Consider the following 19,877-nt stretch of genomic DNA (forward strand, 5'->3'; position numbering starts at 1 on the left):
GCGAACCGGGCCGGTCTCGGGGTGGACCGGCCCGGTCAGCCGCCGATCGGTACTGTCGGGACGACGAACGAGCGGAAGGACCCCCTCATGGCCCGAACGCCCCGGGAACGCCACGAGCCGATCGACCTGCAGCACGCCGAGGTCGTCCTCGCCGGCACGCAGGAACTCCTGCCGGTGCTCCGAGTCGCGGCCGTCCGCGCCGGTGTCGACGCGGCACGCATGCGGGTCATCGGTGTCGACGACCTGCCCGACCCGTCCGAGACGGGTGACGCCGAGCTCGCCGTCATCGCGATCCGACGTCCGGGGAACGACCCGGCTTTCCACCGCGCGCACGAGGCGGCGGACCTGATCGGACCCCTGCTCACGCCGCACGCGGTCCGCATCGTGATCACGGTGTCGGGTGCGACCCGGCTGGTCCCGAAGCTCGAGCGGACCCTGACGTCCGAGGTCCTCCACCAGATCGGGGCCGCATCGGCTCCGTCCGGGTTCCGGCGACCGTTCCGGACGATGCGACTGCGGCTCGGACTGGCGGCGCTGCAGGCCGCCGGTGTGCGGGTCTTCCGGATCACGATCGGGCACTGAACCCCACCGGCTGGTGTCCCCACCGGCCCGGGCCCGTCAGCCGGCCGGTCCGCCGCGCAGCTCGAGCGCGATCTGCTCGGCGTCGAGGTTCCCGAGCACCGACTCGAGCACGTCGGCGTCGAACACGCCGTCGTCACGGGCGTCGAGCAGCGCGGACCGCTGGGCGTCGAGCACCTGGAGTCGCCGGGTCTTCTCGCGGCCGAACCACGCCCGCAGCTCCGCCGGGTCGGTGGCCTCGAGCTCCTCGCGCGTGCGCGGCGCCGTCGGCTCGGCGCTCGCCGCGGTGACCTGTTCGGCGGCGCTCCGCATGACCTCCATCAGACGGCGGCGTTCCTCGCGGTCCTTCGCCGTGTCGTCGGACCGCGGCGGGCTGATCCACCGCAGCAGCGGGCCGATCGTGCCGCCCTGCAGCAGCAGCGACAGCACGGCGACGGCGAACGCGACGAACACCAGCAGGGACTTCTGCGGGGTGCCGTCCGGCAGGGTCTGGGCGGCGGCGACCGTCACGGCGCCGCGCATCCCCGACCACACGACCGCCGTGCCCTCACGCCACCCGAGGGGCGCCGCCGAGAAGTACCGGATGTCGGCGAGGACCCGACGGATCCGGGTGCCGAAACGTTCGAGGTCACGTTCGCTCGGCTGTCGGTTGCCGAAGCGGTGCTCCTGCAGGGCGGCGCTCGTCGCCGCGCGGTCGGCCGAGCGGTACTCCTCGAGCCGGCCCTGCAGTCGGGCCTGTCGGTCGGCGCTCCGCGACAGGCCCCACAGCAGCGGGACGACGTACGCCGCCCGGACGAGGACGGTCAGGACGAGGGCGCCCAGGGCGATGAGCAGCGCCGGCACGATGCCGGCGTGGTCGCGCTGCACGTCGGCCACGATCGACGCGAGCTCGAGGCCCATCACCAGGAAGACCGCGCCCTCGAGCACGAAGGACACCGTCCCCCAGTTCTGCGCGTCCGACAGCCGGTGCGTCGGCGGCAGCACCCGCGGCGCCCGGATGCCCGTGACGAGCCCGGCGACCACCGCGGCGACCAGGCCCGATGCGTGCAGGCCCTCGGCGGGGATCGACGCCGCGAACGGCACCGCGAAGGACAGGGCGGTGTTGACCGTCGCGTTCGTCACCCGGGCGCGGACGCGCAGGTTCAGCCAGCCGACGACGAGCCCGATCGCCACCGCGACGGCGACCGCGTAGGCGAAGTCCCCCACCGCGCCCCAGAACGAGAACGACGCGGCACCGGCGGCGATGGCGGTCCGGAGCAGCACGAGCGCCGTCGCGTCGTTGAGCAGGGACTCACCGTCCAGGATCGCGATGACCCGGCGTGACACCGAGGTCTGCTTGACGATCGACGTCGCCACCGCGTCGGTCGGGCTGACGATGGCGCCGAGCGCGATGCCCCACGCCAGGCCCAGACCCGGGACGACCCAGGAGAAGAAGAGCCCCAGCACGAGGGAGCTGCCGACGACGAGCACGACGGAGAGCCCGCTGATCGCACCGAACTCCCGGCGGAAGTTCATCGTCGGCATCGACACCGCCGACGCGTACAGCAGGGGTGGCAGGACGCCGGCCAGGATCCACTCGGGGTCGATCTCGGCGTCCGGGATCCACGGCACCAGGCTCGCGACGATGCCCGCCGCGACGAGCACCAGGGGCGCGGCGACACCGATCTTCGGCCCGACCAGAGCGGCACCCGCGATCACGAGCAGCCCGACCAGCCCGACGACGAGGGGATCTGTCATGTCCCCAGGGTGGCACCCTCCGGCCTCCACAGGTCGGCATCTCGGGAGGCTCGTCCACAGCCCATGTATCTTGATGTCGAGATAATGCTCACCGCGAGTAGCGTGGAGCCACCGACGCGCGAACAAGGGAGTACCCGCCAGCATGGCCAAGATCATCTACACGCTCACGGACGAGGCGCCGTTCCTCGCCACCCACTCCTTCCTGCCCGTGATCCAGGCGTTCGCCGGCACTGCCGGTGTCGATGTCGAGACCCGGGACATCTCCCTCTCCGGCCGGATCATCGCGCTCTTCCCCGAGCGGCTCACCGACGAGCAGCGACTCGACGACGCGCTGGCCGAACTGGGCGACCTCGCCAAGACCCCCGAGGCGAACATCATCAAGCTGCCGAACATCTCGGCCTCGATCCCCCAGCTCAAGACCGCGATCGCAGAGCTGCAGTCGCAGGGCTACGACCTGCCGGACTACCCAGACGAGCCGACGACCGACGACGAGCGCGAGACCCGCTCCCGGTACGACAAGGTCAAGGGCAGCGCCGTCAACCCGGTCCTGCGCGAGGGCAACTCCGACCGTCGCGCGCCGCTCTCGGTCAAGAACTACGCCCGCAAGCACCCGCACCGCATGGGCAAGTGGAGCGCCGACTCCAAGACGAACGTCGTCACGATGGGCGCCGACGACTTCCGCTCCAACGAGAAGACATGGGTCGCCCCCGCCGACGACACCCTGACGATCGAGTTCGTCGGCACCGACGGCAGCACGCAGGTCCTCAAGCAGTCGATCCCGGTCCTCGCGGGCGAGGTGATCGACGGCACCGTCCTGCACGTGGGGCCGCTCGAGCAGTTCCTCCGCGCACAGATCCAGCGCGCCCAGGACGAGGGGATCCTGTTCTCGGTCCACCTCAAGGCAACGATGATGAAGGTCTCCGACCCGATCATCTTCGGCCACGTCATCCGCGCGTTCTTCCCCGACGTCTTCGACCGCTACGGTGCCGACCTCGCCGCGGCCGGGCTGACGCCGAACGACGGCCTGAACTCGATCCTCACCGGGCTCGACGCGCTGCCGAACGGTGCCGAGATCAAGCAGGCCTTCACCGACGGCATCGCCGCGGGCCCCGAGCTCGCGATGGTCGACTCGGACAAGGGCATCACGAACCTGCACGTGCCGAGCGACGTCATCGTCGACGCCTCGATGCCCGCGATGATCCGCACGTCGGGGCACATGTGGGGCCCGGACGGCGACGAGCACGACACGGTCGCGGTCATCCCCGACTCGAGCTACGCCGGCATCTACCAGGCCGTCATCGAGGACTGCCGCGCCAACGGGGCCTTCGACCCGTCGACCATGGGGTCGGTCCCGAACGTCGGCCTGATGGCGCAGAAGGCCGAGGAGTACGGCTCCCACGACAAGACGTTCGAGGTCCCCGGCGACGGCACCGTCCGCGTCACGAACGCCGCCGGCGACACCGTCATCGAGCACCAGGTCGCCCAGGGTGACATCTGGCGCGCTTGCCAGACCAAGGACGTCGCGATCCGCGACTGGGTGAAGCTCGCGGTCACCCGTGCCCGCGCCTCGCAGACGCCGGCGGTCTTCTGGCTCGACGAGACCCGTTCGCACGACGCGGCGCTCATCGAGCTCGTCCACCGGTACCTCGGCGAGCACGACACCGAGGGTCTGCAGATCGAGGTCATGTCACCCGAGGACGCGATGCGCTTCTCGCTCGAGCGCATCCGCCGCGGCGAGGACACCATCTCGGTCACCGGCAACGTCCTGCGCGACTACCTCACCGACCTGTTCCCGATCATGGAGCTCGGTACCTCGGCCAAGATGCTGTCCGTCGTGCCGCTGCTCGGCGGAGGCGGCCTGTTCGAGACCGGCGCCGGCGGGTCCGCACCCAAGCACGTGCAGCAGCTCGTGCAGCAGGACTACCTGCGCTGGGACAGTCTCGGCGAGTTCCTGGCGCTCGCGGTCTCCCTCGAGCACCTCGCCGGCGTCACGGGCAACGCCCGCGCGCGCATCCTCGGCGAGACCCTCGACCGTGCGACCGGCACCTTCCTCGAAGAGGACAAGTCCCCCGGTCGCAAGATCGGCACGATCGACAACCGTGGCAGCCACTTCTTCCTGGCCAAGTACTGGGCCGAGGAACTGGCGGCGCAGACCGAGGACACCGAGCTCGCGGCGGCCTTCGCCGAGATCGCCGGGCAGCTCGGCGAGCAGGAGCGCACGATCGTCGACGAGCTCGTCGCCGTACAGGGTTCGCCGGTCGACATCGGCGGGTACTACCGCCCGGACGACGCCAAGACGAGCGCGGTCATGCGCCCGTCCGCGACGCTGAACGCGGTCCTGGCCGCGCTGTAGGCGCGAAACACGACGAACGGGAGGCCCGGTGCCAGCTGGCACCGGGCCTCCCGTCCGTCCTGGGGCCCACCCAGGCACCTCGAGGTTCCGTAATCACGGAACCTCGAGCGCCCGGACCGGTCGTCTGCGGAACCGGGGCGGAACTGAGCGGCGAGTCGTGGAACCTCAGGAGGTGGATGCGACGGCTGGCCGAGCGTGCGCGCTGCGGTCAGCGGGACGGGACCGGCGGACCGATCGTCAGCAGGACGGCGAACACGAGTGCGACCAGGACCACGCCGATCAGCGCGGCGACGAACGGGTGCGCGACCACGGCGAAGAGCAGTCGGTCGAGGAACCCCGGACGACGACCGCCGTCGCCCGAGCGGCGCCAGGGACCGTCGAGCATGCCGCGGCGGGCGACCCCGAGCTCGAACGGCAGCGTCGTGTAGGGCACGATCGCACTGACCCACGCGAGCACCGTGGCGCCGAACGACCAGCGCTGGTTCACCGCGACGACCGTGGCGACCACGAGGTAGGCCAGGAACACGAACCCGTGCACGCTGCCGCCGATCCGCACGGGCAGGTCACCGAGGCCCATCGCGTACTTCATGAGCATGCCGACCAGCAGCATCGTCCAGGTCACGAGTTCGGCGACCGCCAGTGCGCGGAACAGGGATCGAGGCGTCATGCGTCCATCGTCCCGGACCCTGGTTGGGAATGCTCCGCGATCGGGCGGGGCTCCGGCGTCGCACGACGTGCCGCACGTCATCGGCCCACGTCGCACGTTCCGTCGGCCGTCGGGCACGCGGGCGACAGGGTGCGCGACGTCGCGGGACGTGAGCGGCGCGTCGTGCGACCTCGCGACGCGCGGAGGCGGTGACACGCCGGAGGTCGTATCGATTCGACACAAGCCTCGGGTAGCGTCGGAGGCATGTCGATGACGACCAACACGACGACGGATCCGACCCGCACACTCCGAGTCGGGGTGGTGGGGCTCGGGTTCGCCGGGACCACCCACCTCGACGCCTACACGGCCCTGCCCGGAGTCGAGGTGGTGGCACTCGCGGGGCAGGAACCGGCCCGACTGGCCGAACTCGCTGAGTCCCGGCACGTGCCGAACCGGTACGAGGACTGGCAGGACCTGGTCGCCCGCGACGACCTCGACATCGTGTCGATCGGCGTGCCGAACTCCCTGCACCACCCGATCGCGGTGGCCGCACTGACGTCGGGCAAGCACGTCTTCTGCGAGAAGCCCCTCGCCACGACCGGCGACCAGGCGCAGGAGATGGTCGACGCCGCGGTCGAGAACGACCGCGTGCTCGAGGTCGCCTACAACCACCGGCGCCGCGCCGACGTGCAGTTCCTGGCGAACCACCTGGCCCAGGGCGACCCGCTCGGCCACGTCTACCACGCCCGTGCCAGCTGGCTGCGTCGCGCCGGCATCCCCGGCATCCAGAGCTGGTTCGCGAACAAGGAGACAGCGGGCGGCGGTCCGCTCATCGACCTCGGCTCGCACGTGCTCGACATCGCGCTGCACCTGATGGGCGAACCCCGGGTCGTCACGGCGAGCGCCGTGGCGTACAACGAGCTCGGCAGCGCCGGCCGTGGTGGGAGCGCCCGCACGCCGGTGTCGGCCGCCACCGGTCGCCCGTTCGACGTCGAGGACTTCGCGAGCGCCCTGCTGCGCTTCGACGACGGGTCGAGCCTGCAGCTGCAGGCCTCGTGGGCCAGCTACTCGAAGGACGCCGAGGACATCGAGGTCGAGCTGCTCGGGTCGACCGGCGGCGCGCGCCTCTTCGTCCGCGACTACGCGACCGAGGGCACCGTGACGCTGTACTCGGACGAGCAGGGCGTGCCGACGGTCACCCGTCCCGCCGTCCAGGTGCCGTCCGGGCACCACCAGCGCGTCATCGAGGAGTTCATCGCGACGATCCGGAGCGGCCTGCACGACGGCCACCACGGGGAGTTCGCACTGCACCGGAGCCGTGTCGTCGACGCGATCTACGCGTCCGCGGCTGCCGGGCACGAAGTGGAGGTGCAGGCGTGACCAACATCGTCGTCTGGAACGAGAACGTGCACGAGAGCCGCGGGGACGAGATCGTCCTCGGGCACTACCCGAACGGCATCCACACCGTGGTCGCGGACGCGCTGCGCCAGCACCACCCCGATGCCGACGTCACGACCGCGACGCTGCAGGAGCCCGAGCACGGGCTGACGCAGGAACGCCTGGACGCCACCGACGTCCTGTTCTGGTGGGGGCACGTCGCGCACGACCAGGTCGCCGACGCGGTCGTGCAGCGCGTGGTCGACGCCGTCCACGCCGGCATGGGCCTCGTGGTGCTGCACTCCGGGCACTACTCGAAGCCCTTCAAGTGGCTGATGGGCACCACGTGCTCGCTGAAGTGGCGCAACGACGGGGAGCGCGAGCTGGTGTGGACCACGGCGCCCGAGCACCCGATCGCCGAGGGCGTGCCGCACCCGATCGTCATCGACCGGCAGGAGATGTACGGCGAGTACTTCGACATCCCCCGACCCGACGAAGAAGTGTTCCTGTCGACGTTCGCCGGCGGCGAGGTCTTCCGCTCGGGTGTCGCGTACCGCCGCGGTCGCGGACGGGTGTTCTACTTCTCGCCCGGCGACCAGGAGTACCCGGTGTACCACCACGCCGACATCCAGCGGGTCCTGGCGAACGCGGCCGGCTGGGCAGCACCGTCGACGCCCCGCCGGACACTGAGCGCCGACCCCCACCCTCGGGACTGGTTCCTGGCTCCGGGTGCGGGTAGACAGGACGGGTGACCACCACCACGGATCAGAGTTCCACCCGCAGGACCGCTGCCGTCGAGGCCCTCGGCATCCTCGGCAGCGGTCCCGAGGAGCGCTTCGACCGGATCACCCGCATGACGCAGCAGGCGTTCGGGGTCCCGTTGAGCTTCCTCAACCTCGTGCACCACGACGTCGTCACCGCCCAGTCGACGCAGGGGTGGGAGCAGGGGGGCAGTGCCCCGTCCGACCAGGTCTTCTGCTCGGTGACCGTCATGCACGACGGCCCGGTGACGGTCCGCGACGCCACGCTCGACCCACGGTTCAAGGACATGGCGGCGGTCCGCGAGCAGGGCATCCGCTTCTACGCGGGCGCCCCGCTGTCGATGCCCGACGGGACGCAGGTCGGCACGCTCTGCATCATGGACGCGGAGCCCCGCGACCTGTCCGCCGAGGAACTCGAGCTCCTGACGGACCTGGCGCGCTGGGCGGAGCGCGAGCTCGGACACGCGATGGACCTGGACCGGGTCCGCAAGGTCCTGGCGGGCATGACGCCCGACCCGGTCGAGGTCCCCGGACACGACCTGCAGGTGGTGACGTCGGCACGCGAGTCATCCGGGGACGTCGCCGACTGGCGCCTCGCCGCGGACGGCACGCTGCGCCTGACAATCGGGTCCGTGTCGGCGGCGGGTCGCGCGGCTGCCCTGCTGGCGTCGACGATCAGGTCGGCCGTCGTGGCGCGCACCGACGTCGAACTCGGGTCGGACGGTCCGGCGCTCGAGACCCAGATCGGCGACGACCTCGCCGCGTCGGGAGCCGTCGGGTCGCTGTTCCACGTGCGGGTCGAGCCCGACACCGGACGGATGGTGTTCGTCGACGCGGGGCACGGCCTGGCGCTGCACCTCGGCGCGGACGGCACGCACACGGTCCTGCGCACGCTCGACCTGCCGATCGGCCTGCAGCGGGGGTCGACGCGCACGCACGTCGAGGGGGCCCTCGAGCCCGGTGACCGGCTCGTGCTCTTCACCGACGGCGTGTTCGCACTCGACGGTCTCCCGGACATCGACGCCGTGGCCACGCTCGCCGTCGACGCGGGCCCGGACTTCGCCGACCGCGTCCTGGCGCTGCTGCCGACGGCACCCGACGCCGACGTCACCGTCGCGGTGCTGACCCGCCGACCGGTCGGGTGAGCGCGGCGACCAGCAGCGTCCCGAGCAGCCCGAACGCACACAGCTCGATGCCGAGTCCGGCCAGCTGCCAGTAGGCGCTGCCGACGTGCTGCGGCTGTGTGACGGCGTCCGGCCACCAGGCGTCGATCAGCGGGAAGGACCCGGGGAACGGGTCGAGGACGAACCAGGCGAGGCCCCCGAGCAGCATCACGACGCCGAGTGCGGCCATCGCACCGCGGCGGCCGCGCAGCATCCGCACGACGAGCGCAGCGGCGACGGCCGCCAGCCCGAGCACCGCGACGGCGAACGCGGCGACGAAGGCACCCTGGGGCACGAGCGTGAACCAGTCGAGCACCGCGATCGGCACCAGGAGCCACCGCCCCGTCCGTGCCCAGCGCACCGGGTTCCGCCATCCGTCCATGCCGGGAACCGTAGGACACCGTGCCTGACGAGCGCTGGTGAGCGTTGCCGCCCTCGGGTCGTGAGCCCCCCCCAACGAGCCCACGCGACCGATGCTGAGAAAATACCAAGTAGTCCTCACCATCTGCACGCCCCCGTTCGTGGGGACGGCGGGAGGGGCGCGCGCACTACCCTGACCCGATGCCGACACCCGCCGCCGAGCACACCGTCGACGCGACACTGGTGCGTGCGCTCCTGGCCGACCAGCACCCCGACCTCGCCGCGTTGCCGCTCACGGTCGCTGCAAACGGGTGGGACAACGTGGTCGTCCGCCTCGGGGACACGCTGGCCGTCCGGCTCCCCCGCCGTTCGGCCGCCGCGACGCTCATCGAGCACGAGCAGCGGTGGCTCCCCGAGCTGGCCCGGCAGGTCGCCGCCGTCGTCCCCGTGCCCGCGCCCGTCCGCACCGGCCGTCCGGCGCTCGGCTACCCCTGGTCGTGGAGCGTCGTGCCCTGGCTGCCGGGGACGGCGGCGGGCGAACGGCTCGGCGGCGTCGTCCTGGCCGAGGCGCTCGCCGCGTTCGTCCGCCTGCTCCACGTCCCGGCGCCGTCGGACGCCCCGGTGAACCCGGTCCGCGCGGTGCCCCTCGCGACCCGGACGGACGCCGTCCTGCACCGGCTGCGATCGGAGGACGTGCCCCGTGCTCCGGAGTTGGCCGCGCTCTGGCGGGCCGCGGCGTCCGCACGGACGCACGCCGGGCCTCCCGTCTGGGTGCACGGCGACCTGCACCCGTTCAACCTGCTCGTCGAACCCGGACCGGACGGCGACCGCCTGTCGGCGGTCGTGGACTTCGGCGACGTCACGGCCGGCGACCCCGCCGTCGACCTCGCGACCGCCTGGCTGACGCTCGACCGGGAGGCACGGGCCGTCTTCCTGGAGCGCGTCGCGGTCGACGACGCCACCCGGTTGCGGGCCCGCGGCTGGGCCGTGTCCATCGCCTCGGCCCTGTGGACCAGCGACGACAGCGCGTTCCGGACCGTCGGTGTGCGCGGGATGGCAGCGGCTCTCGACGGGTGACGAGAACGGGGTTATCGTCACTCCACACCAATCCGTGCACGTGAAGATCGGAGGGGCCTGATGACCCTCGAGTTCCGCGTCCAGCACGACGTCGACACCGACGCCGCTCCCTCCTCCTCCGCGCCCGCCCGCTCCGGCGTCCGCGGTCTCCTCGACCGTCTCGCGGCCCGCCGAGCCGCTGCCCGGGTCCGCCGTGCCGAAGTCGAGCTGCTCGAGCTCGCCGACCTCGAGCGCCTGCTCTCCGGCGCCCGCGCGGTGATCGAACGCGGCTGGATCCAGCACGCGTGGTTCGCCTACGTCGACGAGAAGGGCCGGACCCGCAAGGCCTCGAGCGCCGCCGCGATGGACGTCGCCGGACGCCCGCTCGTCGGGGCGTGCCTGGTCGGCGCGGTGGTCTACGCCGCAGGCGGCCCGCACGCCGTCCACTCGCAGCCGGTGCAGCGCGCCCTCGACGTGGTGTGGCACGCGCTGGCGGCCGACGAGGGTGCACCGGTGCTCTGGTGCCCCGCACCCGACGTCCGGATGGGTCGTGTGCGTGACCTGACGAGCTGGAACGACGCACCGTCGCGGACCTCCGCGGACGTCGCCGGACTCCTGCTGACGGCGGAACGCGTCGCGGTCACCGAGTCGGAGCACGTCCGTGAGCGGACGGTGGCACGATCGGGGGCATGAGCCCCGCTGTCGACTCCCCCGTGCCCGACGACTTGCCGGCGGTGCGGTCGGCGGTGCACGGTGACACCCTCGCCGGCGTCGGGAACGCCCGGCTGTCGGACGAGGGGACGCGGCCGGTGACCGACGCCGCCACCGTGAAGTCGACCCTGCACCGCTACCTGCAGAAGCACCGGGCAGCACTGGTCGGCAAGCTCGACGGGCTCGCGGAGCGCCAGGCTCGGTGGCCGGTCACGCCGACCGGCACGAACGTCCTCGGCGTGGTCAAGCACGTGGCATCGGTGCAGGTGGAGTACTTCGGGGCGGTGTTCGGGCGTCCGTTCCCGGACCTGCCGCCCTGGATGCGCGAGGGTGCGGCCCCCGATGCCGACATGTACGCGACGCTCGACGAGACCGTGGCCGACGTCGTCGCCTTCCACCACGCCAGCGCCGCGCACGCCGACGCCACCATCGCGGCGCTCGACCTCGACGCCCGCGGGGTCGTCCCGTGGTGGCCGGAGGAAGTGCGCGACGTGACGCTGCACCGGGTCCTGGTGCACATGGCGTACGAGACGGCACGGCATGCGGGACACGTCGACATCGTCCGCGAGATGCTCGACGGGCTGGCGGGCGACGGCGACGGCAACCTGGCGGACCGGTCGCCCGCTGCGTGGCAGGACTGGCGGGAGCACCTGGTCGGCATCGCGGAACAGGCGGGCCTGCGGAGCGCTGGGCTGTAGCGGGGTCCCCAGCCGGATCGTTACCGTTCTCCCAGGGTTGCTGCGGACAACAGCCGCTGACCTGGGCTTCTCGTGATCGTCGCGAGCAGCGTCGAGCGCGCTCCGGACCTTTGCGGTTGTACAACTACCGCGTGCGATGGCTAGCTTTGGCGACGTTCGTGCCCCGTTCCGTGGGCAGGACTGCCGACCCGAGAGGAGCCCGTCCCGGTGTTCCAGTACGTCGTGGAGCGATGGAGCCAGATCTGGTTCGCGTCGTGGCAGCACTTCTCACTGGTCGTCCAGTGCACCGTGCTCGCCACCGTCATCGCCGTGGTGCTCGCAGCACTCGTCTACCGCAGCCCGCGCTTCCGGTCCGTCGCGAACGAGGTGTCGACCATCGGGTTGACGCTGCCGTCGTTCGCCGTGATCGGCCTGCTGCTCGTCCCGCTCGGGTTCGGCGTCGTGCCGTCCGTGGTGACGATCACCTTCTTCGCCGCCCTGCCGATCCTGCGCAACGCGGTCGTCGGGCTGAGCGAGATCTCCCCTGCCGTCGTCGAGTCGGCCCGCGGCATCGGCATGGGTCGGTTCCGCACGCTCGTGCAGGTCGAACTGCCGATGGCGTGGCCGATCATCCTCACCGGCGTGCGCGTCTCCGCGCAGATGGTGATGGGCGTGGCCGCGGTCGCCGCCTACGCGCTCGGCCCGGGGCTCGGCGGCTTCATCTTCTCCGGCCTGTCGCGACTCGGCGGTGCCAACGCGCTCAACTCCGTCGTGGTGGGTGTGGTCGGTGTCGTCCTGCTCGCCCTCGTCCTCGACCTGCTCCTCCTCGGCCTCGGCCGTCTGACCACCTCGCGAGGTATCCGTGTCCAGCACTGACGCACCCATGTCCACCACCGACGCACCCGTGGCCGCCGACGGCGACGTCACGGGCCGCAGCATCTTGCTCGACACCGTCACCAAGCGGTACGCCGGGCAGTCGAAGCCCGCCGTCGACGGCATCACGCTCGAGATCCCGGCCGGCAAGATCGTCATGCTCGTCGGCCCCTCGGGCTGCGGCAAGACGACGACGCTCAAGATGATCAACCGCCTGATCGAGCCCACCGAGGGCCGGATCGTGGTGGGCGACGACGACGTGACCGCCATCGACGGCGACGAGCTCCGTCGGCGGATGGGCTACGTGATCCAGGCCGGCGGGCTCTTCCCGCACATGACCGTCGCGGCGAACATCGCGATCGTCCCGAAGATGCTCGGGTGGTCCAAGGACCGGATCGCCGCCCGCGTGGACGAGCTCCTCGACCTGGTCTCGCTGGACCCCGACACCTACCGCGACCGCTTCCCCCGTGAGCTCTCCGGCGGGCAGCAGCAGCGCGTGGGCGTGGCCCGTGCCCTCGCCGCGGACCCGCCCGTGCTGCTGATGGACGAGCCCTTCGGTGCCGTCGACCCGATCACCCGGCAGCGCCTGCAGGACGAGCTCCTGCGCATCCAGGAAGAGCTGCACAAGACGATCGTGATCGTCACGCACGACTTCGACGAGGCCGTGAAGCTGGGCGACTGGATCGTGATCTTTTCCGAGGGCGCGCACATCGTGCAGTACGACACCCCGGAGCGCATCCTGGCCGAGCCCGCGAACGAGTTCGTCGAGAACTTCATCGGCTCCGGCGCCGGGCTGAAGCAGCTCACGCTGAACCGGGTGCGCGACGTCGAGGTCGTCGACGCCGTCACCTGCTCGCCCGGCGAGGAGGCGAAGGCCGTGCTGCAGCGCATGCGCGAGGCCGGTGGGCACGGGCACGCCGTGGTCGTCGACCGTCGGCAGCGCCCGATCGGGTGGCCGTCGCGCCGTCAGCTCGAGCGCCTCGACCGCATCCCCGAGGGCATCGAGCCGGACCTGCCCGTGGTCGGCGAGGCCGCGACGCTGAACGACGCGCTCGACACCATGCTCGTCTCGAGCGCCGGTGCCGCGCTGGTCACCGGGCGCCGCGACTCCTTCCGCGGCGTGATCACCGTCGAGACCGTCATGGACGCGATCACCCGGTCCCGTGCCGCAGCGGCCGAGGAGCAGGCGTACACGCCGGTCGGCACGAACACCAACCCGATCGAGACGATGCCGGCGCCGGCCACCGTCGGGGGGTCCGCGGATGACTGACGTCCTCGTGGAACCGGCCGCCACCACCGGCAAGACCGCGCGCAGCGGGTCGTGGAAGCCGCTCGTCATCCAGCCCGTCGCGATCCTGGTCGTGCTCGCCGCGTTCGCCGTCTGGCTGGCCACGGCCGACCTGACCGCGACGGAGCGGTCGACGCTCAACCCCTCCGGCCTGCTGTCGCTCACCTGGCAGCACGTGCAGCTGACCATCGTGTCGACCGTCATCGTGCTCGTGGTCGCGATCCCGCTCGGCATCGTGCTGACGCGCGGACCGCTGCGCCGGGCCAGCGGCTTCATCCTGGCCATCGCCAACTTCGGGCAGGCGGCACCCGCCATCGGTCTGGTCGTCCTGCTCGCGTTCTGGCTCGGGTTCTCGTTCTGGGCCGCCGTCGTGGCGCTCGTGCTCTACGCGATCCTGCCGGTGCTCCGCAACACCATCATCGGCATCGAGAGCGTCGACGGCCGCCTGGTCGAGGCCGGCCGTGGCATGGGCATGAGCGCCTTCTCGGTCCTGGTGAAGGTCGAACTGCCCCTCGCCGTGCCGGTCATGCTCGCGGGCATCCGCACCGCCCTCGTGCTGCTGGTCGGGTCGGCCGCGCTGGCGACCTTCATCGGGGCCGGTGGGCTCGGGTTGCTCATCACCACCGGCGTGAACCTGTTCCTGCCCAAGGTGCTGGTGTCCGGAGCGCTCCTCATCGCGCTGCTCGCGCTGTCCATCGACTGGCTCGGCCGCATCGTCGAGACCGTCGCACGACCGAAGGGACTCCGATGACGACCCGCTCACGCACGACCCGTCGCCTGGCGGCGACCCTCGTCGCCGGTGCCGCCGCCCTGGCCCTGACCGGCTGTGGCCTGCAGCCCGCCGCATCATTCGTCCCCGCCGCCGGACCGGGCTCCATCGAGCGCATCGACGACCTGCCCGAGGGCGCCCACATCACCGTCACGTCGAAGAACTTCACCGAGCAGCTCGTGCTCGGCAAGATCGGCGTGCTCGCGGCGAAGGCCGCCGGGTTCGACGTCACCGACGAGACGAACGTCCCGGGCAGCGTCGCCGTCCGCCAGCTCATGACCGGGCACGACGCCGACATGACGTACGAGTACACCGGCACCGCGTGGCTGACCTACATGGGCCACAAGGAGGGCATCCCGGACAAGACCGAGCAGTGGCAGGCGGTCCGCAAGGAGGACGCCGGCAACGGCCTGACCTGGCTGAAGCCCGCACCGATGAACAACACCTACGCGTTCGCGGTGCGGAAGGAGGCGGTCGAGGAGCTCGGCGGCATCACGAAGCTGTCGCAGATCGGCGACCTGCCGAAGGACCAGCGCACGTTCTGCGTCGAGTCCGAGTTCAACTCGCGTGCGGACGGCTTCAAGCCGATGCTCGAGAAGTACGGGCTCGAGCTGGGTGGCTCGGGCGACAACGGCATCCCGAAGGGGAACGTCGACATCCTCGACACCGGCACGGTCTACACGGCGACGGACCGCGGACGGTGCAACTTCGGCGAGGTCTTCACGACCGACGGCCGCATCAAGTCCCTCGGGCTCGACGTGCTGCAGGACGACGAGGGCTTCTTCCCCGCCTACAACGTCGCTCCGGTGCTCGACAGCGCAACGCTCGAGGAGTACCCGCAGCTGCGCGGCATCTACAACCAGATCTCGCCGAAGCTGACCGACGCGGTGCTGCAGGAGCTCAACCGCCAGGTCGACGTCGAGGGGCGCGAACCCGCCGACGTCGCCTTCGACTGGATGGTCGACGAGGGCTTCATCAGCAAGGGCTGACGGGTCCGGACCCGACCAGCAGACAGACGGGAGGCGCGGTGCCAGCTGGCACCGCGCCTCCCGTCCGTTGCGGAGTGCGGTTTCAGGCCGCGCTGATCCGCGCCGCCGTGTCGCGGATCAGGGCGGCCACGGTCACCCGGACCTCGTCCGGGTCCGTGCCCTCGTGCCGGGCGGCACTCCGGAGCGCGGTCATCACCATCCCGAGCAGCATCTCGGCGGCCTGGGGGGTCGCGGCCTCCGGCCCCCACGCGGGATCCCGCTCGAGCACCGTGCGGACGGCGCCGGTCATCGCCTCGGCGACGGTCGTCATCCGCGCGACCTGCCGACGCATCAGCTGGGGGAACCGCACCAGCACCTCTTTCCGCGTCTCGCGCTCGCGCTCGTCGCCGAAGGTCTCGCCGAACACCAGGAAGGCCAGGTCGACCACGGCCTGCGCTGCGGGCTCCCCGGCGACGGCGCGCAGGTGGTCCGCGAGGGTCTCCGGCGACAGGTCGAGCTCGGTGTGCCCGAGGACCGCGTCCTCCTTGCTGTCGAAGTAGTTGAAGAAGGTGCGCGGCGAGATGTCGGCGCGCGCGGCGATCTGCTCGATCGTGGTGTGGTCGATGTCCTGCTCGAGTGCGAGCGAGCGGGCGGACTCGGCGATCCGGTGCCGCGTCTCGATCCGCTTGCGGTCACGGAGACCGAGTGCAGGGGTCGGCGCGGTCTCGGGCATGGCACGACTGTAACCGGGAAGTCACAGTGTCTACAGCAGATGCAAACTTGCATTCGTGCATCGGACAGTACGGTGGGTCCATGACGACTCCCGTGCTCGAGGCCAGAGACCTCACGAGGACCTACGGCCGCGGTTCCACGCGGTTCGATGCACTGAAGGGGGTGTCCCTCGCCGTGCACCAGGGCGAGAGCCTGGCGATCGTGGGCAAGTCCGGGTCCGGCAAGTCGACGCTCATGCACCTGCTGGCGTTGCTCGACCGGCCCTCGACGGGCGAGGTCCTGCTCGACGGCGCGGACGCCGCGTCGCTGAGCGCTCGCCAGGTCAACCGCACGCGGAACAGCACGTTCGGCTTCGTGTTCCAGCAGTTCTTCCTGACGCCGAAGACCTCGGTGCTCGACAACGTCGTGCTCCCGCTCAAGATCGCCGGCGTCTCCGGGGCCGAGCGGAAGCGCCGGGGCATGGCGGCACTCGACGCCCTCGGGCTGGCGGACAAGGCCAGGAGCGACGCGAACGACCTGTCCGGCGGACAGAAGCAGCGCGTCGTCATCGCCCGGGCACTGGTGGGGGAGCCGAGCGTGATCTTCGCCGACGAGCCCACCGGCAACCTCGACACGAACACGGGCGAGATCGTCGAGGACCTGCTGTTCGGCCTGCAGCGCGAGCGGGGGATCACGCTCGTCGTCGTCACCCACGACGAGGACCTCGCGGCGCGCTGCGACCGGAGCGTCAACGTGCGCGACGGGCTCATCGTGGGCGGGTCGGACGACGGTGCGCCCGCGCCCGCAGCCGCTGCGCCTGCACCCGCTGCGTCGGCTGCCACGGCGCCCTCCGCCACTGCGTCCACTGCCCCGGGCCAGCCCGAGCACCACGGAAGGCACTCCGCATGAACTTCCTCGACCTGCTGCGGACCGCCGTCGGCAACACCTTCCGCTCGAAGCTCCGCACCACGCTCACCGTCATCGCGATCTTCATCGGCGCGTTCACCATCACGCTGACCTCGGCGATCGGCACGGGCGTCGGCAACTACATCGACACCCAGGTGGCCTCGATCGGCGACACCGGCTCGTTGACGATCACCAAGACCGTCGACAGCTCGTCCACCGACAGCGGCCCCGCGAAGTACGACCCCGACGCGTCGAGCCAGAGCGTCGACCGCGGGCCGGCGTCGTTCGGGTACCTGTCCCAGTCCGACGTCGACAAGATCAAGGACGTGCGGGGCATCGACACCGTGCGTCCGGCCGTCGCGCTCAGCCCGAAGTACGCCGAGCACGGCAGCGACGGCAAGTACGTCGTGGCGCTGTCCGCCAACGCCGGCGAACTCAAGGCCGACCTGGCCTCGGGGAAGCAGCTCGACGACAGCACCGACGCGAACCAGGTGATCCTGCCCACGAACTACCTCGAGAACCTCGGGCTCGGCAGCGCGAAGGCCGCCGTCGGCAAGGAGCTCACCTTCGCGGTGGACGACTACCAGGGCGGCGAGCACACCCTGACGGCCACGGTCGTGGGCGTCCAGAACGAGTCGCTGTTCGGCGGGAGCGCCGGCGCGAACACGGCGCTCACCGACGCCATGCAGACGGCGCAGGAGACCGGCAAGCCCGCATCGATCGCGACCTCGTACGCCAGCGCGTCAGCCACGCTGACATCCGGCGCGTCGGCGTCGACCGTCAAGAGCGCGCTGTCGAAGGCCGGCTTCACCGGGCAGACCATCCAAGACCAGCTCGGGCAGTTCCAGACCGTCATCAACGGCATCGTGGGCGTGCTCAACGCGTTCGCCGTGATCGCCCTGGTCGCGGCCGGGTTCGGCATCATCAACACGCTGCTGATGAGCGTCCAGGAGCGCACCCGCGAGATCGGGCTCATGAAGGCGATGGGCATGGGCGGCGGCAAGGTCTACACGCTCTTCTCGCTCGAGGCCGTCTTCATCGGCTTCCTCGGGAGCGCGATCGGCGCCGGTGTCGCGATCGCACTCGGGACGGGGATCTCGAACGTGCTCGCCGGGACCGTGCTCAAGGACCTGCCCGGGCTGCAGATCCTGCAGTTCGCACCCTCCTCGGTGATCACGATCATCCTCGTCGTGATGGCCATCGCGTTCCTGGCCGGCACGCTGCCCGCACGCCGCGCGGCACGCCAGAACCCGATCGAGGCCCTGCGCTACGAGTAGTCCGGTCCACCGCGCGCGACGGCCCCGTCCACGCCGGACGGGGCCCGTCGCGCGTGCCTAGTGTCGAGGACGTGGCGGCGTACGGACGGGACCTCGGTGACGGGTACACGCTGACGCTGCGCGACCTGTCGACGGTGCGTCCGGTGCACGACCTCGTGCTCGCGAACCTCGACCGCCTGCGGGCCGCCGAACCGTGGGCGTGGGGACCGCAGACGCTCGCGGGCACCGAGCGGTACACGGAGCACATGCTCGGCCAGTACGCGATGGACCGGTCGCTGCCGTGCGTCGTCCGCGAGCAGGACCGCATCGTCGGCGCGGCGTCGCTGGCGTTCGACACCTACCTGGGGCAGGCGTCGCTCGGCTACTGGGTCGATGCCGGACTGGAGGGCCGCGGGGTCGCCCGGCGCGCAGCATCGGCCCTCGTCGAGGTCGCGCAGGCGCGGGGCGCGCACCGTGTCGAGATCCGGACGGCGGCGGACAACGTGCGCAGTCGTGGGCTGGCCGAGCGGCTCGGGTTCACGCACGAGGGGACCCTGCGCAGTGGGATGCCGCTGGGGGAGCGACGCGTCGACGTCGCCGTGTACGGACTGGTGCTCTGACCCGTCGCTCAGCCGCCCTGGGTCGTACGGGACCAGACGGCCAGCGTGCCGAACGCCAGGAAGACGACACCGAGCAGGACCCAGATCGCCAGCGCGACGAGGTTGAGCAGGATGCCCCACCCCGCGCGGCCGCGGGCCAGGGGTTCGCGGCTGCGGGACATGATGCCGAGCACCAGTCCGACGACCGGCGCGACGAAGGTCCACCCGGCGAGCAGCGAGCAGATGCCGAGGACCAGGCTGGCGGTGCCGAGGCCGGTACGGGGAGCGGTGGTGGAGGTGACCATGTGCACCACGCTAGGGACGCGGGTGCGGCGAGTCGTCCCTCCCGTCGGTGATCCGGGTCCACCTGCGGACGGACGGCCGACCTCCGCCGGTATCGTCGAGGGCATGGCGATGTTCGGACGACGTGGCAAGGACTCCACCGAGCGACCCGTCAGCCAGGTCGAGCTGAAGCGGGCGGTCGACGAGGGCTTCCTCATCTCGAAGGCGGCCGTCACGATCGCCGTGGCGAACCGCATCATCACCAACTCCCTGCGGGACCAGGGCTTCTTCGACCACGCCGTCGCCGCCGAGAACGTGCGCGAAGAACTGCACCGGATGGCGGAGGAGCAGCGCGGCGACGCGGAGCGCATGCGGGACATCCGCGCGAAGGCCCTCAAGCAGAAGGGCCGTTCGAAGCACCAGCACGACTACAAGCGCGGCGACGACCTGGCGCTCCGGATGCGCGAGGCCACCTACGACCGCCTGGCCGAGATGCTCGACTCGCGGCGGGACGACCAGGGCTTCGTCGACCGGATCGTGCTGGCCGCCCGGGCCCGCGCCTGGGACGACATCGGCACGACGGTCGTCGGGCGGCTCGGCTGGGCGCAGCGTCCGACCGAGGGCTACGAGATCGGGCGTGACGAGCGCGTGCAGGAGATGCTCGCCGAGGACTTCGCCGCCCTGCTCGCCGAGCACCCCGTCGGGTCCGGGCCTGCGGCGCTCGAGGACACCGACGAGCCGGACGACCTCGACGAGTCCGACGAGGGCACCGACCCTGCGAGTGCGGACACCGCCCGCTCGTAGG

General features: G+C 71.3%; 21 protein-coding genes. 16 read left to right on the forward strand and 5 right to left on the reverse strand.

The window, feature by feature from the left end:
• Nucleotides 1-87: 87 nt before the first annotated feature.
• Nucleotides 88-582 (forward strand): hypothetical protein, encoded by a 495-nt coding sequence (locus ASG04_RS05195; protein WP_056121163.1) that lies wholly within the window; start codon nucleotides 88-90, stop codon nucleotides 580-582.
• A gap of 36 nt (nucleotides 583-618) precedes the next feature.
• Here the strand turns inward: ASG04_RS05195 and ASG04_RS05200 are convergent, their stop codons facing one another.
• A complete protein-coding gene (locus ASG04_RS05200) occupies nucleotides 619-2,316 on the reverse strand; it encodes a cation:proton antiporter (protein WP_056121165.1) in 1,698 nt (565 codons plus the stop codon).
• A gap of 142 nt (nucleotides 2,317-2,458) precedes the next feature.
• Here ASG04_RS05200 and ASG04_RS05205 point away from each other — a divergent pair, with 142 nt between their 5' ends.
• On the forward strand, nucleotides 2,459-4,669 hold the full coding sequence (locus ASG04_RS05205; protein WP_056121167.1) for an NADP-dependent isocitrate dehydrogenase: 2,211 nt from the start codon (nucleotides 2,459-2,461) through the stop codon (nucleotides 4,667-4,669).
• Between the two features lie 208 nt (nucleotides 4,670-4,877).
• On the opposite strand, the gene ASG04_RS05210 is transcribed toward ASG04_RS05205, so the two are convergent.
• Nucleotides 4,878-5,336: a DUF3817 domain-containing protein gene (locus ASG04_RS05210; RefSeq protein WP_056121168.1), complete on the reverse strand. Its 459-nt coding sequence runs from the start codon at nucleotides 5,334-5,336 to the stop codon at nucleotides 4,878-4,880.
• A 243-nt stretch (nucleotides 5,337-5,579) separates the two neighbouring features.
• On the opposite strand from ASG04_RS05210, the gene ASG04_RS05215 reads away from it, so the two are divergent.
• The 3 genes from ASG04_RS05215 to ASG04_RS05225 are packed head-to-tail and all read left to right on the forward strand — an operon-like array spanning nucleotide 5,580 to nucleotide 8,598.
• Nucleotides 5,580-6,695 (forward strand): Gfo/Idh/MocA family protein, encoded by a 1,116-nt coding sequence (locus tag ASG04_RS05215; protein ID WP_235515441.1) that lies wholly within the window; start codon nucleotides 5,580-5,582, stop codon nucleotides 6,693-6,695.
• Complete coding sequence (locus ASG04_RS05220) at nucleotides 6,692-7,444, forward strand: ThuA domain-containing protein (protein ID WP_056121170.1); 753 nt, start codon at nucleotides 6,692-6,694, stop codon at nucleotides 7,442-7,444. Before ASG04_RS05215 ends, ASG04_RS05220 begins: the two co-directional genes overlap by 4 nt.
• Nucleotides 7,441-8,598, forward strand: coding sequence for a PP2C family protein-serine/threonine phosphatase (locus ASG04_RS05225; RefSeq protein WP_056121172.1), 1,158 nt, complete (start codon nucleotides 7,441-7,443; stop codon nucleotides 8,596-8,598). Before ASG04_RS05220 ends, ASG04_RS05225 begins: the two co-directional genes overlap by 4 nt.
• Here the strand turns inward: ASG04_RS05225 and ASG04_RS05230 are convergent.
• Nucleotides 8,561-8,998 (reverse strand): hypothetical protein, encoded by a 438-nt coding sequence (locus tag ASG04_RS05230; RefSeq protein ID WP_056121174.1) that lies wholly within the window; start codon nucleotides 8,996-8,998, stop codon nucleotides 8,561-8,563. The two genes, ASG04_RS05225 and ASG04_RS05230, sit on opposite strands and share 38 nt — an antisense overlap.
• A 179-nt stretch (nucleotides 8,999-9,177) precedes the next feature.
• Here ASG04_RS05230 and ASG04_RS05235 point away from each other — a divergent pair, with 179 nt between their 5' ends.
• From ASG04_RS05235 to ASG04_RS05265, 7 genes are all read left to right on the forward strand, one after another.
• Nucleotides 9,178-10,053 carry an aminoglycoside phosphotransferase family protein gene (locus ASG04_RS05235; RefSeq protein ID WP_056121176.1) on the forward strand — a complete coding sequence of 292 codons (876 nt, stop codon included), beginning with the start codon at nucleotides 9,178-9,180 and terminating at the stop codon, nucleotides 10,051-10,053.
• A gap of 60 nt (nucleotides 10,054-10,113) precedes the next feature.
• Nucleotides 10,114-10,725: a hypothetical protein gene (locus ASG04_RS05240; protein WP_056121177.1), complete on the forward strand. Its 612-nt coding sequence runs from the start codon at nucleotides 10,114-10,116 to the stop codon at nucleotides 10,723-10,725.
• A complete protein-coding gene (locus tag ASG04_RS05245; protein ID WP_082517828.1) occupies nucleotides 10,722-11,441 on the forward strand; it encodes a DinB family protein in 720 nt (239 codons plus the stop codon). Before ASG04_RS05240 ends, ASG04_RS05245 begins: the two co-directional genes overlap by 4 nt.
• Nucleotides 11,442-11,648: 207 nt before the next feature.
• Nucleotides 11,649-12,296, forward strand: coding sequence for an ABC transporter permease (locus ASG04_RS05250; RefSeq protein WP_056121178.1), 648 nt, complete (start codon nucleotides 11,649-11,651; stop codon nucleotides 12,294-12,296).
• A gap of 7 nt (nucleotides 12,297-12,303) precedes the next feature.
• Entirely contained in the window at nucleotides 12,304-13,563 is a 1,260-nt protein-coding gene (locus ASG04_RS05255; RefSeq protein ID WP_056121183.1) for an ABC transporter ATP-binding protein, read from the forward strand.
• Nucleotides 13,556-14,332, forward strand: coding sequence for an ABC transporter permease (locus tag ASG04_RS05260; RefSeq protein WP_056121185.1), 777 nt, complete (start codon nucleotides 13,556-13,558; stop codon nucleotides 14,330-14,332). The genes ASG04_RS05255 and ASG04_RS05260 overlap by 8 nt, the downstream gene beginning before the upstream one ends.
• Nucleotides 14,329-15,339 carry a glycine betaine ABC transporter substrate-binding protein gene (locus ASG04_RS05265; protein WP_056121187.1) on the forward strand — a complete coding sequence of 337 codons (1,011 nt, stop codon included), beginning with the start codon at nucleotides 14,329-14,331 and terminating at the stop codon, nucleotides 15,337-15,339. Before ASG04_RS05260 ends, ASG04_RS05265 begins: the two co-directional genes overlap by 4 nt.
• A gap of 82 nt (nucleotides 15,340-15,421) precedes the next feature.
• Here ASG04_RS05265 and ASG04_RS05270 read toward each other — a convergent pair whose 3' ends face one another.
• Nucleotides 15,422-16,051, reverse strand: a complete 630-nt coding sequence (locus ASG04_RS05270; RefSeq protein WP_056121188.1) for a TetR/AcrR family transcriptional regulator — start codon at nucleotides 16,049-16,051, stop codon at nucleotides 15,422-15,424.
• Nucleotides 16,052-16,131: 80 nt separating this feature from the next.
• Between ASG04_RS05270 and ASG04_RS05275 the strand changes: the two genes are divergently transcribed.
• From ASG04_RS05275 to ASG04_RS05285, 3 genes are all read left to right on the forward strand, one after another.
• Nucleotides 16,132-16,938 (forward strand): ABC transporter ATP-binding protein, encoded by an 807-nt coding sequence (locus ASG04_RS05275; RefSeq protein ID WP_056121189.1) that lies wholly within the window; start codon nucleotides 16,132-16,134, stop codon nucleotides 16,936-16,938.
• Nucleotides 16,935-18,212, forward strand: a complete 1,278-nt coding sequence (locus tag ASG04_RS05280; RefSeq protein WP_056121190.1) for an ABC transporter permease — start codon at nucleotides 16,935-16,937, stop codon at nucleotides 18,210-18,212. Before ASG04_RS05275 ends, ASG04_RS05280 begins: the two co-directional genes overlap by 4 nt.
• 71 nt (nucleotides 18,213-18,283) lie before the next feature.
• Entirely contained in the window at nucleotides 18,284-18,811 is a 528-nt protein-coding gene (locus ASG04_RS05285) for a GNAT family N-acetyltransferase (RefSeq protein WP_056121191.1), read from the forward strand.
• A gap of 8 nt (nucleotides 18,812-18,819) precedes the next feature.
• On the opposite strand, the gene ASG04_RS05290 is transcribed toward ASG04_RS05285, so the two are convergent.
• Nucleotides 18,820-19,095 carry a hypothetical protein gene (locus tag ASG04_RS05290; RefSeq protein ID WP_056121605.1) on the reverse strand — a complete coding sequence of 92 codons (276 nt, stop codon included), beginning with the start codon at nucleotides 19,093-19,095 and terminating at the stop codon, nucleotides 18,820-18,822.
• A gap of 103 nt (nucleotides 19,096-19,198) precedes the next feature.
• On the opposite strand from ASG04_RS05290, the gene ASG04_RS05295 reads away from it, so the two are divergent.
• Nucleotides 19,199-19,876, forward strand: coding sequence for a hypothetical protein (locus tag ASG04_RS05295; RefSeq protein WP_056121197.1), 678 nt, complete (start codon nucleotides 19,199-19,201; stop codon nucleotides 19,874-19,876).
• Nucleotide 19,877: the final 1 nt, after the last annotated feature.

The organism is Curtobacterium sp. Leaf183, from assembly GCF_001424385.1.
Classification (GTDB): Bacteria; Actinomycetota; Actinomycetes; order Actinomycetales; family Microbacteriaceae; genus Curtobacterium.

Excerpts from the sequence above, each read along its gene's own strand:
- ASG04_RS05195 (WP_056121163.1), top strand. The coding sequence starts at position 88 with ATGGCCCGAACGCCCCGGGAACGCCACGAGCCGATCGACCTGCAGCAC.
- ASG04_RS05200 (WP_056121165.1), bottom strand. The coding sequence starts at position 2,316 with ATGACAGATCCCCTCGTCGTCGGGCTGGTCGGGCTGCTCGTGATCGCG.
- ASG04_RS05205 (WP_056121167.1), top strand. The coding sequence starts at position 2,459 with ATGGCCAAGATCATCTACACGCTCACGGACGAGGCGCCGTTCCTCGCC.
- ASG04_RS05210 (WP_056121168.1), bottom strand. The coding sequence starts at position 5,336 with ATGACGCCTCGATCCCTGTTCCGCGCACTGGCGGTCGCCGAACTCGTG.
- ASG04_RS05215 (WP_235515441.1), top strand. The coding sequence starts at position 5,580 with ATGTCGATGACGACCAACACGACGACGGATCCGACCCGCACACTCCGA.
- ASG04_RS05230 (WP_056121174.1), bottom strand. The coding sequence starts at position 8,998 with ATGGACGGATGGCGGAACCCGGTGCGCTGGGCACGGACGGGGCGGTGG.
- ASG04_RS05235 (WP_056121176.1), top strand. The coding sequence starts at position 9,178 with ATGCCGACACCCGCCGCCGAGCACACCGTCGACGCGACACTGGTGCGT.
- ASG04_RS05240 (WP_056121177.1), top strand. The coding sequence starts at position 10,114 with ATGACCCTCGAGTTCCGCGTCCAGCACGACGTCGACACCGACGCCGCT.
- ASG04_RS05245 (WP_082517828.1), top strand. The coding sequence starts at position 10,722 with ATGAGCCCCGCTGTCGACTCCCCCGTGCCCGACGACTTGCCGGCGGTG.
- ASG04_RS05255 (WP_056121183.1), top strand. The coding sequence starts at position 12,304 with ATGTCCACCACCGACGCACCCGTGGCCGCCGACGGCGACGTCACGGGC.
- ASG04_RS05260 (WP_056121185.1), top strand. The coding sequence starts at position 13,556 with ATGACTGACGTCCTCGTGGAACCGGCCGCCACCACCGGCAAGACCGCG.
- ASG04_RS05265 (WP_056121187.1), top strand. The coding sequence starts at position 14,329 with ATGACGACCCGCTCACGCACGACCCGTCGCCTGGCGGCGACCCTCGTC.
- ASG04_RS05270 (WP_056121188.1), bottom strand. The coding sequence starts at position 16,051 with ATGCCCGAGACCGCGCCGACCCCTGCACTCGGTCTCCGTGACCGCAAG.
- ASG04_RS05275 (WP_056121189.1), top strand. The coding sequence starts at position 16,132 with ATGACGACTCCCGTGCTCGAGGCCAGAGACCTCACGAGGACCTACGGC.
- ASG04_RS05280 (WP_056121190.1), top strand. The coding sequence starts at position 16,935 with ATGAACTTCCTCGACCTGCTGCGGACCGCCGTCGGCAACACCTTCCGC.
- ASG04_RS05290 (WP_056121605.1), bottom strand. The coding sequence starts at position 19,095 with ATGGTCACCTCCACCACCGCTCCCCGTACCGGCCTCGGCACCGCCAGC.
- ASG04_RS05295 (WP_056121197.1), top strand. The coding sequence starts at position 19,199 with ATGGCGATGTTCGGACGACGTGGCAAGGACTCCACCGAGCGACCCGTC.